The sequence below is a fragment of the Pseudomonas sp. BJP69 genome, from assembly GCF_007633355.1.
Taxonomy (GTDB): Bacteria; Pseudomonadota; Gammaproteobacteria; order Pseudomonadales; family Pseudomonadaceae; genus Aquipseudomonas; species Aquipseudomonas juntendi.
Genome location: NZ_CP041933.1, coordinates 4022217 through 4035865 on the forward strand (window position 1 = coordinate 4022217; position 13649 = coordinate 4035865).

The 13649-nt window shown below is 64.0% G+C and carries 13 protein-coding genes and 1 pseudogene; 8 read left to right on the forward strand and 6 right to left on the reverse strand.

Going from position 1 to position 13649, the window contains the following annotated elements:
- Positions 1–10: 10 nt before the first annotated feature.
- Together FPB55_RS18785 and FPB55_RS18790 are read right to left on the reverse strand one after the other, a co-directional pair.
- Positions 11–1724: pseudogene (locus tag FPB55_RS18785) on the reverse strand (DEAD/DEAH box helicase).
- Positions 1725–2132: 408 nt separating this feature from the next.
- Positions 2133–2888, reverse strand: a complete 756-nt coding sequence (locus tag FPB55_RS18790) for a spermidine synthase (RefSeq protein WP_029885626.1) — start codon at positions 2886–2888, stop codon at positions 2133–2135.
- Positions 2889–3003: 115 nt separating this feature from the next.
- Between FPB55_RS18790 and FPB55_RS18795 the strand changes: the two genes are divergently transcribed.
- Entirely contained in the window at positions 3004–4350 is a 1347-nt protein-coding gene (locus FPB55_RS18795; RefSeq protein ID WP_009685228.1) for a 3-deoxy-7-phosphoheptulonate synthase class II, read from the forward strand.
- Between the two features lie 81 nt (positions 4351–4431).
- Here the strand turns inward: FPB55_RS18795 and FPB55_RS18800 are convergent, their stop codons facing one another.
- Positions 4432–5181, reverse strand: coding sequence for a sulfite exporter TauE/SafE family protein (locus FPB55_RS18800; RefSeq protein WP_144189020.1), 750 nt, complete (start codon positions 5179–5181; stop codon positions 4432–4434).
- Between the two features lie 113 nt (positions 5182–5294).
- On the opposite strand from FPB55_RS18800, the gene FPB55_RS18805 reads away from it, so the two are divergent.
- The 3 genes from FPB55_RS18805 to FPB55_RS18815 all read left to right on the forward strand — a co-directional run bounded on the left by FPB55_RS18805 (position 5295) and on the right by FPB55_RS18815 (position 7331).
- Complete coding sequence (locus FPB55_RS18805) at positions 5295–6248, forward strand: LysR family transcriptional regulator (RefSeq protein ID WP_115294549.1); 954 nt, start codon at positions 5295–5297, stop codon at positions 6246–6248.
- Between the two features lie 58 nt (positions 6249–6306).
- Positions 6307–6762: a MarR family transcriptional regulator gene (locus tag FPB55_RS18810; RefSeq protein ID WP_009685225.1), complete on the forward strand. Its 456-nt coding sequence runs from the start codon at positions 6307–6309 to the stop codon at positions 6760–6762.
- Positions 6763–6902: 140 nt separating this feature from the next.
- Positions 6903–7331, forward strand: coding sequence for an organic hydroperoxide resistance protein (locus FPB55_RS18815; protein ID WP_009685224.1), 429 nt, complete (start codon positions 6903–6905; stop codon positions 7329–7331).
- Positions 7332–7768: 437 nt separating this feature from the next.
- Here FPB55_RS18815 and efp read toward each other — a convergent pair whose 3' ends face one another.
- Both efp and earP read right to left on the reverse strand, forming a co-directional pair.
- Entirely contained in the window at positions 7769–8338 is a 570-nt protein-coding gene (gene efp / locus FPB55_RS18820; RefSeq protein WP_023535349.1) for an elongation factor P, read from the reverse strand.
- Positions 8339–8386: 48 nt separating this feature from the next.
- A complete protein-coding gene (earP, locus tag FPB55_RS18825; RefSeq protein ID WP_144189022.1) occupies positions 8387–9520 on the reverse strand; it encodes an elongation factor P maturation arginine rhamnosyltransferase EarP in 1134 nt (377 codons plus the stop codon).
- A gap of 89 nt (positions 9521–9609) precedes the next feature.
- On the opposite strand from earP, the gene FPB55_RS18830 reads away from it, so the two are divergent.
- Both FPB55_RS18830 and FPB55_RS18835 read left to right on the forward strand, forming a co-directional pair.
- The gene (locus FPB55_RS18830; protein WP_144189024.1) at positions 9610–9993 is read left to right on the forward strand and encodes a hypothetical protein; all 384 of its coding nucleotides are present in this window, start codon (positions 9610–9612) and stop codon (positions 9991–9993) included.
- Positions 9990–10466, forward strand: coding sequence for a GreA/GreB family elongation factor (locus FPB55_RS18835; RefSeq protein WP_144189026.1), 477 nt, complete (start codon positions 9990–9992; stop codon positions 10464–10466). The genes FPB55_RS18830 and FPB55_RS18835 overlap by 4 nt, the downstream gene beginning before the upstream one ends.
- Before the next feature lie 15 nt (positions 10467–10481).
- Here the strand turns inward: FPB55_RS18835 and FPB55_RS18840 are convergent, their stop codons facing one another.
- Entirely contained in the window at positions 10482–11420 is a 939-nt protein-coding gene (locus tag FPB55_RS18840) for a LysR family transcriptional regulator (RefSeq protein ID WP_115294553.1), read from the reverse strand.
- Positions 11421–11538: 118 nt separating this feature from the next.
- Here FPB55_RS18840 and FPB55_RS18845 point away from each other — a divergent pair, with 118 nt between their 5' ends.
- Positions 11539–12288 carry a 3-oxoacyl-ACP reductase family protein gene (locus tag FPB55_RS18845; protein WP_144189028.1) on the forward strand — a complete coding sequence of 250 codons (750 nt, stop codon included), beginning with the start codon at positions 11539–11541 and terminating at the stop codon, positions 12286–12288.
- A 122-nt stretch (positions 12289–12410) separates the two neighbouring features.
- Positions 12411–13604, forward strand: a complete 1194-nt coding sequence (locus FPB55_RS18850; protein WP_009685216.1) for an MFS transporter — start codon at positions 12411–12413, stop codon at positions 13602–13604.
- Positions 13605–13649: the final 45 nt, after the last annotated feature.

Consider the following 13649-nt stretch of genomic DNA (forward strand, 5'->3'; position numbering starts at 1 on the left):
TGCGCCAGGATCAATCCTCGCGGTAGCGGCGCAGCTTCAGCTGCTTGCCGGCCACGCGGGTGTCCTTGAGCTTGGACAGCAGCTTCTCGAGGCCATCTTCCGGCAGCTCGACCAGGCTGAAGCTGTCGCGCACCTGGATACGACCGATCGCGTCACGCGCCAGGCCACCCTCGTTGAGGATCGCGCCCAGCAGGTTCTTGGCGGCGATGCCGTCACGGGCACCCAGGGCGGTACGGCAACGCACGCGGCCTTCGGCCAGCGGCAGCGGCGCACGACGCTCGCGGTCGCCGCGGTCAGGGCGCTCGCTGCGCTCACCACGTTCGGTACGCTCACCACGCGGGGCGAAGCTCGGCACCAGCGGCTGCTCACGCTCTACCGCCGCCAGGTCCAGCGCCTGGCCGTTGGTGGCCTTGCGCAGCAGGGCCGAGGCCAGGGCACGGGCGCTGCAACCCAGGTCGTTGGTCAGGCGGTCGAACAGGTCACCATGGGTGGCTTCAGCCTCGGCAACCAGTGGCGCCAGGCTGTTGGTCAGCTTCTTGATGCGCGCATCGAGCACCGCCTGGGCGTTCGGCAGGCGCGCTTCGGCAACCTTCTGCCCGGTTACACGCTCGATTACCTGCAGCATGCGGCGCTCACGTGGCGTGACCAGCAGCAGCGCACGGCCTTCGCGACCGGCACGGCCGGTACGGCCGATACGGTGCACGTAGGACTCCGGGTCGTACGGCATGTCAACGTTGAATACGTGAGTGATGCGCGGTACGTCCAGGCCACGGGCCGCCACGTCGGTGGCGACAACGATGTCCAGGCGGCCATCCTTGAGCGAGTCGATCACGCGCTCACGCTGGTTCTGGGCGATGTCGCCGTTCAGCGCAGCAGCCTTGTAGCCCTTGGCTTCCAGCGCGGCGGCCAGGTCCAGGGTAGCTTGCTTGGTGCGCACGAAGGCGATCAGCGCGTCGAACTCTTCCACTTCCAGCAGACGCAGTACAGCCGGGATCTTCTGGTCGGCGTGGACCATCAGGTGGGCCTGATCGATCGCGGTAACGGTCTGGGTCTTGCTCTGGATCTTGACGTGCTTGGGCTCGCGCAGGTGGCGCTCGGCGATCGAACGGATCGACGACGGCAGGGTGGCGGAGAACAGCACGGTCTGGCGGGTAGCAGGGATGGCGTCGAAGATCACTTCGAGGTCGTCCATGAAGCCCAGCTTGAGCATCTCGTCGGCTTCGTCCAGTACCAGGTACTGCACGGTCGACAGGACTTTTTCGTCGCGACGCAGGTGGTCGCACAGACGGCCCGGGGTGGCGACGACGATTTGCGCGCCGTTGCGGATGGCGCGCAGCTGTGGGCCCATTGGGGCACCACCGTACACAGCAACCACGTTCACGCCTGGCATCTGCTTGGCGTAGGTTTCGAAAGCGGTAGCAACTTGCAGCGCCAACTCACGGGTTGGCGCCAGGATCAGGGCTTGCGGTTCGCGCTTGCTCACATCGATCTTGTTGAGGATCGGCAGGGCGAAGGCAGCGGTCTTGCCGGTGCCAGTCTGCGCCTGGCCGATCATGTCATGACCGGCGAGGATGATCGGGATAGATTGCTGCTGAATGGCGGACGGCTCTTCATAGCCGGTAGCCACTACGGCAGCAACGATATTCGGGTTGAGATCGAGAGCGGCGAAGCCGCCGGTTTCCTGGGTCATGGGTCTGCCTCTAGGTGCATCCGCAAAGACCCATGCTCCAAAGCTGCACATGCCTTGAAAGACCGTCAGGTCACCCAGGCAGCTTTGGCGGCGGGGATTTGCGAAAACGATTGAAAAAGAAAACTTGGGAAGGTCCGCCTAGCGGACGTGCAGCCGAAGCTGGACTCGGAGGATTTGCACCACCTGATTTTGAGGTCCGCTAAAAGACCGGCGCGTACTATACCTGAAATGTACGGTTAGGTGAGGAATATTTTCAGGGGCTGAAACGATAATCCCTGACGCTGCCACGATCCCCGTAGGAGCGGCCTTGTGTCGCGAAAGGGGCGCGCAGCGGCCCCGGCAATATCCGCTGCGAAGCTGAAAATGTGGGCCGCTGCGCGCCCCTTTCGCGACACAAGGCCGCTCCTACAGGGATCGCGACGGCTACGGCCGCACCTGCCATTCAGGTAGCCGGCCGAATCTCGCGGATCAAACCCTCGAGGCTGTAGCCCAATCGTGGCGCCAGCGCCTGCGCCCGGGCCCGCAAGCCTTCCATGTCCAGGGTCTGCTCCAGATCCGCCGGCACCAGCAGAATCACATTGCCCTCCTTCACCGGCAGTTCCCAGTAATGGCGGTGGTACAAGCCACGCAGCAACGCTGCACCCAGCGGCTTGCCATCATCGGTGGCCCACTGGTTGATCACCAGCCAGCCGCCCGGGTTGAGTTGCTGCTGGCAGCTCGCCAGGAAGTTCCACGCCAGGTGCCCTACCCCCGGCCCATGGTCGGTGTACAGGTCAACGAACAACAGGTCGGCCTTTTCTGCGCTGGGCAGCAGCTCCAGCGCATCGCCAATGCGCACGTACAGCCGCGGGTCGTCGTCCAGGCCCAGGTACTGCATGGCCAGGCGCGGGACGTCCGGGCGCAGCTCGATGGCTTCGATATCGTCCAGTGGCAGGAACTTCATGCAGGCCTGGGTCAGCGTGCCCGCGCCAAGGCCCAGGAACAGCGCGCTTTCCGGCTGTTCATGGCACAACGCGCCAACCAGCATGGCGCGGGTGTAGTCGTACTCCAACCAGCTGGGGTCGGCAGTGAACACACAGCTTTGCTCGATGGCATCGCCGAATTCCAGAAAGCGGTAGTCGTCCACTTCGTACACGCTGATGACGCCAAAGGCATCCTCCACCCGCGCCAGTAGCCGCTCTTGCCGTTCCGTCGCCATGCCTGCACCCGCCCGCACAAAAACGCGCATTGTCCGCCAACGCCCCCGATGCAACAAGCGCAGCGCCAACTGTTACCATGGCCGCCAGCCGACAACCGACCAGACCGAGCCTGACATGAACCAACCGTGGAGCCCCGACAGCTGGCGCGCCCTGCCGATCCAGCAGCAACCGACCTATCCCGATGCCGCGCACCTGCTGAAGGTCGAACAGACCCTGGCCAGCTACCCGCCGCTGGTGTTCGCCGGGGAAGCGCGCGAACTGCGCCGGCAGTTTGCCGAAGTGACCGAAGGCCGCGCGTTCCTGCTGCAAGGCGGCGACTGCGCCGAGAGCTTCGCCGAGTTTTCAGCGGCAAAAATCCGCGACACCTTCAAGGTGCTGCTGCAAATGGCCATCGTCATGACATTTGCCGCGGGCTGCCCGGTGGTCAAGGTCGGGCGCATGGCCGGGCAGTTCGCCAAGCCACGCTCGGCGGGCGATGAAACCATCGGCACCGTCACCCTGCCCGCTTACCGGGGCGACATCGTCAACGGCATCGGCTTCGACGCCAAGAGCCGCATCCCCGACCCGGAGCGCCTGCTGCAGGCCTACCATCAGGCCACCGCCAGCCTCAACCTGCTGCGGGCCTTCGCCCAGGGCGGTTTTGCCGACCTGCACCAGGTGCACAAGTGGAACCTGGACTTCATCGCCAACTCGGCGCTGGCCGACAAGTACCACCAGTTGGCCAACCGCATCGACGAAACCCTGGCGTTCATGCGTGCCTGTGGCCTGGACAGCGCGCCGCAGCTGCGTGAAACCAGCTTCTTCACCGCCCACGAAGCGCTGCTGCTGAACTATGAAGAGGCCTTCGTGCGCCAGGACAGCCTGACCGGCGACTACTACGACTGCTCGGCGCACATGCTGTGGATCGGCGACCGCACTCGCCAGCTGGACGGCGCCCATGTCGAGTTCCTGCGTGGGGTGCACAACCCGATCGGGGTCAAGGTCGGCCCCAGCATGAACCCCGAGGAACTGCTCCGCCTGATCGACACCCTCAACCCGGCCAACGACCCAGGGCGCCTGAACCTGATCGTACGCATGGGCGCGGGCAAGGTCGGCGACCACCTGCCAGGGCTGATCCGCTGCGTAGAGCGCGAGGGGCGCAAGGTGCTGTGGAGCTCCGACCCCATGCACGGCAATACCATCAAGGCCAGCAGTGGCTACAAGACCCGGGATTTTGCGCAGATCCTCGACGAGGTGAAGCAGTTCTTCCAGGTGCACCAGGCCGAAGGCAGTCATGCCGGCGGCATTCATATCGAGATGACCGGGCAGAATGTGACCGAGTGCATCGGTGGCGCACGGCCGATCACCGAAGATGCCCTGTCAGACCGCTACCACACTCACTGCGACCCACGGATGAATGCCGACCAGTCGCTGGAGCTGGCGTTCCTGATTGCCGAAACACTGAAGCAAGTGCGGCGCTGACCCTCGGCGCCATACCCCCTCGGCCTGGTGCCGCGAAGCGCCGCCTGCGCGGCGCTCGCCCCCACCGGCGCGGTCAAACGCTCAAAGCTCGAACCCGAGCATCACCGCACACACCACCAGGAACACGCAGAACATCGCCCGTAGCACCTTCTCTGGCAGCGCATGGGCCAGCTTCACCCCCCAGCTGATACTGAGCAGGCCGCCCACCGCCAACGGCAACCCTACCCCCCAGTCAACACTGTGATGCACGCCATAGGTCACCAGAGTCACCAGGGTGCTCGGCGCCGCCAATGCCAGCGACAGCCCTTGGGCCACCACCTGGGTAGTGCCGAACACACTGGTCAGGATCGGTGTGGCTACCACGGCGCCACCCACCCCGAACAGCCCGCCCATGGTACCGGCAAAGCTGCCCAGCCCCCCCAGCCAAGGCCAGGCATAACGCAGTTCGGCACTGGCTGGCGCCACTTTCATGAACATCCGCGCCACGTTCCACACCGCCAGCGCCACCAAAAAGCCGACAAAGCCCAGGCGCATGGAATGCGCATCCAGCCCCACGGCCCAGATCGAACCCAGCCAGGCGAACACGAAACTGCACAACGACAGCGGCACGGCGTGGCGCAACTCGATGCGGTTGCGCTGGTGATAACGCCACAACGCCAGCAACACATTCGGCACCACCATGACCAGTGCAGTGCCCTGTGCCAGTTGCTGATCCAGGCCGAACAGCACGCCCAGCGCCGGGATCGCGATCAGCCCACCGCCTATGCCGAACAGGCCCCCCATGATGCCCAGGGCAGCGCCCAGCACGATATACAGCAACCACTCGATCATCAGGGCCTCGTTCGCCAGCAAAGTTGATAGCGGCATGCTAACCAGTGTGCGCTGGCGGGGAAACGCACAGCAGCGCACAATGGCTGTGCGTATTGTGCAAAAGCAAGGCAACCATGAGCCCCGATACTCTCACCGAGCAGCTAAGCCTGTTCCTGGACGTGCTGCAAAGCGGCAGTTTTTCTGCCGCCGCCCGCCGCTACCCGCTGACCCCGTCTGCGGTGGCGCGGCGCATTGACGCCCTCGAAGCCGCCGTGGGCAGCCGCCTGTTTACCCGCAGCACCCATGCCGTGCGCGCCACCCCGGCGGGCCACGCCTTTGCCGAGCGGGCCAAGCGCATCATCGAGGAACTGCGCCTGGCCCGTGCCGAGGCAGTGTCGCTGAGCAATGCTCCGGAAGGGCTGATCCGCATCGACGCCCCCGCCGCGTTCGGCCGCCGCCACCTGGCCCCGGCCATTGCCGACTTCCTGCTGGCCTACCCGGGCCTGGACGTGCAGCTGCGCCTGATCGACAGCTTTGTCGACCTGCATGGCAGCCACCTGGGCGAAGTGGACCTGGTGTTGCGTGCCGGCCCGTTGGCCGATACCCGCCTGGTCGCCACGCCACTGGCCTACATGGTGCGCATTGCCTGCGCCAGCCCCACCTACCTGGCCAGCCGCGGCATGCCCAGCTGCCCCAGCGAACTGCCCGGCCATGATGGCCTGGATTGGGACGGCCTGGCACCCCCGTACGCGTGGCGTTTCGAGGTCGCCGGGCAAACCCGCCTTTACCGCCCGGCCCGCATGCGCATGGCCGCCAACAACGCCGAAACCCTGTTGTTCGGTGCGCTGGCGGGCCTGGGCATCGCCCATTTGCCCACCTGGCTGATCAGCGAGTACCTGCTGCGCGGCGAACTGGTGCCACTGTTTTGTGACGCAGGCCTGCCCCAGGCTGAAAGCAGCGGCATTTACGCGCTACGCCTGGAACATGAAACGAACTCTCGCAGCCGTTTGCTGCTCGAATTTCTCAAGAGCCGCTTCAGTCCGATTCCACCCTGGGACCTGGCCCTGCGCAGCGGACTGCGCGAGTGATGCGTGCAGTGACGCTCAACGTGCCAGGATTTCCCATTGATTACCTTCAAGGACGTGCATGAACGCCGACACCCAAGCTTCCTGTGACGAGCTGCTGCTGGACAACCAGGTCTGTTTCGCCCTGCATTCCACCTCGTTGCTGATGACCAAGGTCTATAAACCGCTGCTGCAGGCCCTGGGTCTGACCTACCCGCAATACCTGGCCATGCTCGTGCTGTGGGAGCATGACGGCCTGACCGTGGGTGAAATCAGCCAGCACCTGCTGACCGACCCGGGCTCACTGACCCCGCTGCTCAAGCGCCTGGAAAGCGAAGGCCTGTTACAGCGCAACCGCAGCCGCGAGGACGAACGGGTGGTACTGGTGCAACTCACCGACAAAGGCCGCGCCCTGCAGCAGCGGGCAAAGGAAGTGCCGCAGTGCATCCTCAAGGCCAGCGGTCGCAGCCTTGAGCAGTTGCAGCAGTTGCAGGCCGAGTTGCTGGACCTGCGCGAGAACCTGCAGAAAAACCTTTAGCGGCTATGCTGGGCAATGGCCATTCGGCTGAGCGGTGAATATTTATCTTGCGCGCTAACCAATTGCGCGCTAATTTAAATTCCACACCAACCCGCGTCCTCCCGCTAACGGGAGCGCACAGCGCATTAGCGAGGCTCAAGATGCAAAAGGTCACTCCGCTGTACATCGCAGAAGCTACCTCCACCGGTGGGCGCGACGGTAAATCCCGTTCCAGCGACGGCAAGCTGGACGTCAAGCTGAGCACCCCGAAAGAGCTGGGTGGGGCTGGCGGTGACGGCACCAACCCTGAGCAGATGTTTGCCGCCGGCTACTCGGCGTGCTTCATCGGCGCCTTGAAGTTCGTGGCAGGGCAAGAGAAAAAAGCTTTGCCGGCCGATGCTTCGATCACCGCCAAGGTGGGGATTGGCCAGATTCCGGGCGGTTTCGGCCTGGACATCGATCTGCACATCAACCTGCCCGGCCTGGCCCAGGCCGACGCCGAAGCGCTGGTGGAAAAGGCGCACAAGGTGTGCCCGTACTCCAACGCCACCCGCGGTAATGTGGATGTACGGCTGCACGTAGCCGTCTAAACCTGCCCTGCAGGTGCAGTGATGCACACTTGGCAGACACAAAAAAACCCGGCCGAAGCCTAATGCCAGTCAGTTAAGCAATTTGGGGCCGCTTTGCGACCCTTCGCGGGCACGCCCGCTCCCACAGGGGGATAGCGCATCTCTTGAGTTCAGCGCCAAACGTGTGGGAGCGGGCGTGCCCGCGAAGGGCTGCAAAGCAGCCCCACTAACGCTTAACTGACAGGCATCAGGCCGAAGCCGGTTTTTTTTGCCTTTCACAAAAAGCATTACTTCGTTGGAACGGCCGAAGCGCTGGTGGAAACCAATGCCACCCGCGGCAATGTGGATGTGCGGCTGCACGTAGCCGTTTAAGCCTGCCCTGCAGGTGCAGTGATGCACAACTGGCAGACACAAAAAAACCCGGCCGAAGCCGGGTTTTTTGCCTTTCACAAGAAGCATTACTTCTTGGAACGGCCCTTGAAGCTGTTGTCGCGGGTGTCGATGTCGATCCACTCGTCGATCTGGATGAAGTCGGCAACCGAAATCTCGGTACCGTTCTTCAATTTGGCAGGCTTCATGACCTTGCCCGAGGTGTCGCCGCGCGCAGCGTTCTCGGTGTAGACAACCTGACGGCTGATGGTGGTCGGCAGTTCAACCGATACCAGGCGGCCTTCGAAGAACACGGCTTCGCAGACGTCTTCCATGCCTTCTTCGATGTAAGGCAGAACAGCTTCGATGTCTTCGGCGTTCAGCTCGTACATGGTGTAGTCGCTGGTGTCCATGAAGGTGTACTCGTCACCGTTGATGAACGACAGGGTCGCTTCTTTGCGGTCCAGGATGACGTCGTCCAGCTTGTCGTCTGCACCGTATACGGTTTCGGTCTTGTAGCCGGTCAGCAGGTTCTTCAGCTTGGTTTTCATGATCGCGCTGTTACGGCCCGACTTGGTGAACTCAGCTTTTTGAACCAGCCACGGGTCGTTGTCGATGCGCAGCACGGTACCGGGTTTCAGTTCTTTACCAGTTTTCATTACGAAGTATCCGAATCTGGATGGATTTATAAAAATCGAGGCCGCATATCATAGCGAATTTCCATAAAAGTGTACTAGCGCCGTGGCAAGGTCCGGCTGAGCGGCCTGTTGCGCCGCCCAGCACCGGGCGTGCTGCTGCAGTTCCGGCCAATACTGGCGGGCTTCCTGCCAGGCCTGGCCCATGTCCTGGTCCATGTTCCAGGCCCGCCACAGGCCCAGCAACGCGGCGCCGGCATCGGCTGACAAGCCGCGTCGATAAAGCGCCAGGAACGCTTCGAGCTTTTCCCAGTGAGCATTCTCGTCCTGCACGTAGATGTGCCACAACATGGGCTGCCCGGCCCACTGCGCCCGCACGAACGAATCCTCGCCCCGCACCGCATTGAAGTCGCAGCACCACAGCAGCCGATCGAAATCATCCTGGCTGACGAACGGCAACACCTGCACGGTCAGCGCACCACGCGTGCGCACCTGCCCGACCTGCAGCGGCGCCTCGCCGAGCCAGTGGCTGAGGCCGGCGACCACACGGCCTTGCGGCACCAGCAGGTGGCAGGCTTGGTCACCGGCAGCCAAGGCCTCGAGCCAGTTGCCCAGTTGCGGGTTTTCATAGGCGAACAGGCTGATCAGCAGAGCCCCGGGCGCTGGGCTTACAGCCAACCCCTGCAGGAACGCCTGCCGGGCAGCAGCCGACTGTTGCAACGCGTCGCGCCGGGCCAGCAGCTCAGCCTCGCGCAGCAGGCCACCGGTGTTTTCGGTGAAGCCGGGGAAGAAGAACACTTTGCGCAAGCCATTTGCCTGCGGCGACGGCAGACCATGGCAACCCGCTACCCAATCCTCGGCACTGAGGTATTCAAGGTTCAACCACAGGGGTGGCCGGGGGCAGACCCGCATGGCCTCGACATAAGCCGCTGGCAACTGGCAGGCGAAGGCACCGATCACCACATCGGCAGGCGCTACCGGCAACCAGGCCGCCGGCCACTGGCGTACCTCCACACCCTGCTGCCACTGCTGCGCCGCGTTGGCGTCGGCGCCGGGGCACATCGGCGTGAAGGCGTTGAGATCATCCACCCACAGGCGCACCGCCAGGCCATGCTCGGCCACCAACTGCCGGGCCAGGCGCCAGGTCACGCCAATATCGCCGTAGTTGTCGACCACGCTGCAGAAGATGTCCCAGGTGGCTTTCATGCGCCGTTCCCTTTAACTTGCGTAAAAACGCGGATTCTGCCCGACAGCATGCGACAATGCACCCCGCCCACTTTGCCAAGGAGGCTGCCATGCCCCGCCACCGTGAACTGACCATCACCCTGAAGCCGTTGCAGTTGATACTGTGCGTGGCTTTGGGCCTATGGCTTGGCGCAATGGCGATTGCCCTTAGCCTGCTGCTGGCCCATCAACTGTGGCCGCTCCCGCCCGAGCGGCAAGCCGCGGCCCCGGCCGTGGCACCAGCACCGGCACCGGTGCAACCGGCCGACGCGCAAGCTGAAATGTTCGAGCGCTACAAGCACATGCTGCAGCAACAGGAACAACAACAGGCCGCTGAGGCTGCGCAGGGTAACCCGCGCAACCTGAACAGCCCCAAGTGCCAGTTCTGGCTGCAACAGAATCGCACTGCACCTACCGACAAAAGCCAGGCCAACGTGCTGGAGTTCTGTTATTGACCACGCGCAAGCACCACCTGCTGGCACAGATCGTCGCCACCCTGGAACATGACCTAGACGTGCTGACCCGTGCGGCCCAAACCGCCTATGAAGCCGCCACGGCGGAAGAGAACATCGCCGAGAACAAGTACGACACCCTGGGCCTGGAGGCCTCGTACCTGGCCACCGGGCAAGCCCGACGCAGTGCGCAAATCCGCCAGGCGCTGCTGATCTACCAGCAACTGCTGCTGCGCGACTACGACCCAGCGCGCGGGGTGCAGATGAGCAACCTGGTGACCCTGGAGGATGAAACTGGCGAACAACGCCGGGTGTTTCTGGGGCCTGAGGCTGCCGGCCTGAAGATTGCCGCAGCAGACGGGCTGGTGACAGTGATCACGCCGCGCTCGCCGCTGGGGCAAGTATTGCTGGGTAAGCGGGTGGATGATGAGGTGAGCCTGGGGGCGCAGGTACTGTTCATCGTTGATGTTGCCTGAACACGCCCCGCACGCCTACAAACGGTGCAGGGCATCGAAACGCCCGGCAAGACCCTGCTCAGTGAACTGCTCGACGATGAAATCGACGAATGCACGGGTCTTGCCCGGCAACAGCTTGTGCTCGGCGAAATACAGGCTGATATGCCCATCGTCCACATACCAGTCCGGCAACACCCGCTGCAACCGACCGGCCTGCAGGTAGGGCACCGCGAACGGCAAACTCACCAGCGCAATCCCCAGCCCCTGCTCGGCCACCGCGCAGGCAGCGTCCGAATCGCTCATGGTCATGGCCTGGCGCAACAGCAATGGCTGCTGTGCCTGCCAGCGGCTGGTCAACGGCCACGAGCGCACCCGCCCGGTCTGCGGCGAGCGGATAAGAATGCCGTCATGGCGCTGCAACACGGGCGGCTCAGCAATCTGCGCATGCCGCTGCAGGTACGCCGGCGCGGCCACCAGCACCCGGTGCGCCGGGGTCAACTTGCGCGCCACCACCCCCGGCGGCAGTTCAAAACCACCGCCAATGGCCGCGTCGAAGCCCTGGCCGATCAGGTCGACCTGGCGGTTATCGAAATGCCAGTCCGGGGTAATGGCGGGGTAGCGGCGCAGAAACTCGCCCAGCAAGGGCAGCACGTACAAACGCCCGAACACCGTGCCCATGCTGACCCGCAGCAGCCCGGCCGGTTGCCCTTCGGCACTGGCCAGGTTGGCCACCGCATACTGGATAGTGCGAAAGCTGTCGCTCACCTCGCCAAGAAAACGCTGCCCTGCTTCGGTCAAGGTCAGCTTGCGGGTACTACGCTGGAACAACCGCACCCCCAGGCGCGCCTCCAACTGCGCAACGTGCTTGCCCACGGCAGCGGGCGTGATACGCAAGCGCCTGGCCGCTTCGGCAAAGCTGCCCACCTCGGCACTGCGGATGAAGCATTCCAACGCGTTGAACGATTCCATGGCCATGATTGGCAACCAAAGGTTTACTCTGCTTATAGTGATTGCCATCTTATCAGCAGGTAATCAAGCGCCGATACTGCGCCTATCCAAGGCATTCCAGCCTGGCTTCCAGCAGGAGATCAGCATGTCCAAGCAACTTACACTCGAAGGCAAGGTGGCCCTGGTACAGGGCGGTTCCCGGGGTATAGGCGCGGCTATCGTGCGGCGCCTGGCCCGCGAGGGTGCGCAGGTGGCCTTCACCTACGTCAGCTCTGCCGGGCCGGCACAAGACCTGGCACGGGAAATCGGCGAAAACGGCGGCAAGGCCCTGGCCCTGCGCGCCGACAGCGCCGATGCCGCTGCCGTGCAGCTGGCCGTGGATGACACCGTGAAGGCCTTCGGCCGGCTGGATATCCTGGTCAACAATGCCGGGGTACTGACGGTCGCGCCGCTGACCGAATTCGACCTCGCCGATTTCGACCGCACGTTGGCGGTGAACGTACGCAGTGTCTTTGTCGCCAGCCAGGCTGCGGCGCGGTACATGGGCCAGGGCGGGCGCATCATCAACATTGGCAGCACCAATGCCGAGCGCATGCCATTTGCCGGCGGCGCGCCTTATGCCATGAGCAAGTCGGCGCTGGTCGGCCTGACCCGCGGCATGGCGCGCGACCTGGGGCCGCAGGGCATTACCGTGAACAACGTGCAACCAGGGCCGGTGGACACCGACATGAACCCGGCCAGCGGCGAATTCGCCGAAAGCCTGATCCCGCTGATGGCAATCGGGCGGTATGGCGAAGCGGACGAGATTGCCAGCTTCGTGGCCTACCTGGCCGGGCCTGAAGCGGGGTATATCACGGGGGCCAGCTTGACGGTGGACGGTGGCTTTGCCGCCTGATTGCGCTGTTGGTGTGGCGGCACCCTGTAGATCGAGCGCCACCCGCCCCCGCAAATGCATTGGTGCCGTGCCCTGAGCTTGCCGATAATCCCCCTCTTGCTCCTGCCCGCTACGAGAAACACATGCCCGCCCCTACTCTCAGCCGCACCCTGATCCTGCTGATGGCCACCGCCACCGGCCTGGCCGTGGCCAGCAACTACTATGCCCAGCCGCTGTTGCACAGCATTGCCCAGCAATTCGGCCTGAGCACCGTCAGCGCCGGCAGCATTGTGATTGCCGCGCAGCTCAGCTATGGCGCCGGCCTGTTGCTGCTGGCACCGCTAGGCGACCTGTTCGAGCAGCGTCGGCTGATTACCGTGATGACCGTCATCGCCACCCTCGGCCTGGTCATCAGCGCCTGTGCCCCTGGCCTGCCATGGCTGATCCTCGGTACGGCGTTGACCGGCCTGTTCTCGGTAGTGGCACAAATTCTGGTGCCCATGGCTGCCTCGCTGAGCGAGCCGCAGCAGCGCGGCCGTGCGGTCGGCACACTGATGAGCGGGCTGCTGCTGGGCATTCTGCTGGCGCGCACCGCGGCCGGCTTCATGGCCGAACTGGGCGGCTGGCGCAGCATCTATGTGCTGGCCGCCGTGCTGATGGCGATCACCGCCGTGGCGCTGTACCGCAGCCTGCCGCAACACCACAGCCATGCCGGGCTGAAGTACCCGGCGCTGATCGGCTCGGTGTTCCGCCTGTTCCTGGAAGAGCCGGTACTGCGCCTGCGCTCGCTGCTGGGCCTGCTGGCATTCAGCTTGTTCGCCCTGTTCTGGACACCGTTGGCATTCCTGCTGGCAAACCCTCCTTACCATTATTCAGATGCGGTGATCGGCCTGTTCGGCCTGGCGGGTGCAGCCGGTGCACTGTCGGCCAACTGGGCCGGGCGCCTGGCCGACCGGGGCAAGGGCCAGTTGGGCACCACCGTGGGCCTGGTGGTACTGCTGCTGTCGTGGGTACCGCTGGGGTTTGCCCAACAGTCACTGCTGGCCTTGCTGCTGGGCGTGCTGATGCTCGACCTGGCGGTGCAACTGGTCCACGTGAGCAACCAGAACGCCGTGATCGCCCTGCGGCCCGAAGCGCGTACCCGGCTCAACGCCGGGTATATCACCTGCTACTTCATTGGCGGGGCGCTAGGCTCTTTGTTAGGCACGCAGCTGTACCAGCGCCAAGGCTGGCTGGGCATCGTCGCGGCAGGGTTGGTCATCGGCGCCCTGGCATTGCTGGCATGGCTGCTTGCCGCGCGTAAAACCGAAGCTCGCACCTCCGCCGGGGCGGCCTAGGCGCCTGTTACAGGCAGCGATACCTGGTCGACAATCGACGGCAAC

Excerpts from the sequence above, each read along its gene's own strand:
- FPB55_RS18840 (WP_115294553.1), bottom strand. The coding sequence starts at position 11,420 with ATGGCCATGGAATCGTTCAACGCGTTGGAATGCTTCATCCGCAGTGCC.
- FPB55_RS18795 (WP_009685228.1), top strand. The coding sequence starts at position 3,004 with ATGAACCAACCGTGGAGCCCCGACAGCTGGCGCGCCCTGCCGATCCAG.
- FPB55_RS18845 (WP_144189028.1), top strand. The coding sequence starts at position 11,539 with ATGTCCAAGCAACTTACACTCGAAGGCAAGGTGGCCCTGGTACAGGGC.
- FPB55_RS18800 (WP_144189020.1), bottom strand. The coding sequence starts at position 5,181 with ATGATCGAGTGGTTGCTGTATATCGTGCTGGGCGCTGCCCTGGGCATC.
- FPB55_RS18830 (WP_144189024.1), top strand. The coding sequence starts at position 9,610 with ATGCCCCGCCACCGTGAACTGACCATCACCCTGAAGCCGTTGCAGTTG.
- FPB55_RS18850 (WP_009685216.1), top strand. The coding sequence starts at position 12,411 with ATGCCCGCCCCTACTCTCAGCCGCACCCTGATCCTGCTGATGGCCACC.
- FPB55_RS18790 (WP_029885626.1), bottom strand. The coding sequence starts at position 2,888 with ATGGCGACGGAACGGCAAGAGCGGCTACTGGCGCGGGTGGAGGATGCC.
- efp (WP_023535349.1), bottom strand. The coding sequence starts at position 8,338 with ATGAAAACTGGTAAAGAACTGAAACCCGGTACCGTGCTGCGCATCGAC.
- FPB55_RS18815 (WP_009685224.1), top strand. The coding sequence starts at position 6,903 with ATGCAAAAGGTCACTCCGCTGTACATCGCAGAAGCTACCTCCACCGGT.
- earP (WP_144189022.1), bottom strand. The coding sequence starts at position 9,520 with ATGAAAGCCACCTGGGACATCTTCTGCAGCGTGGTCGACAACTACGGC.
- FPB55_RS18805 (WP_115294549.1), top strand. The coding sequence starts at position 5,295 with ATGAGCCCCGATACTCTCACCGAGCAGCTAAGCCTGTTCCTGGACGTG.
- FPB55_RS18810 (WP_009685225.1), top strand. The coding sequence starts at position 6,307 with ATGAACGCCGACACCCAAGCTTCCTGTGACGAGCTGCTGCTGGACAAC.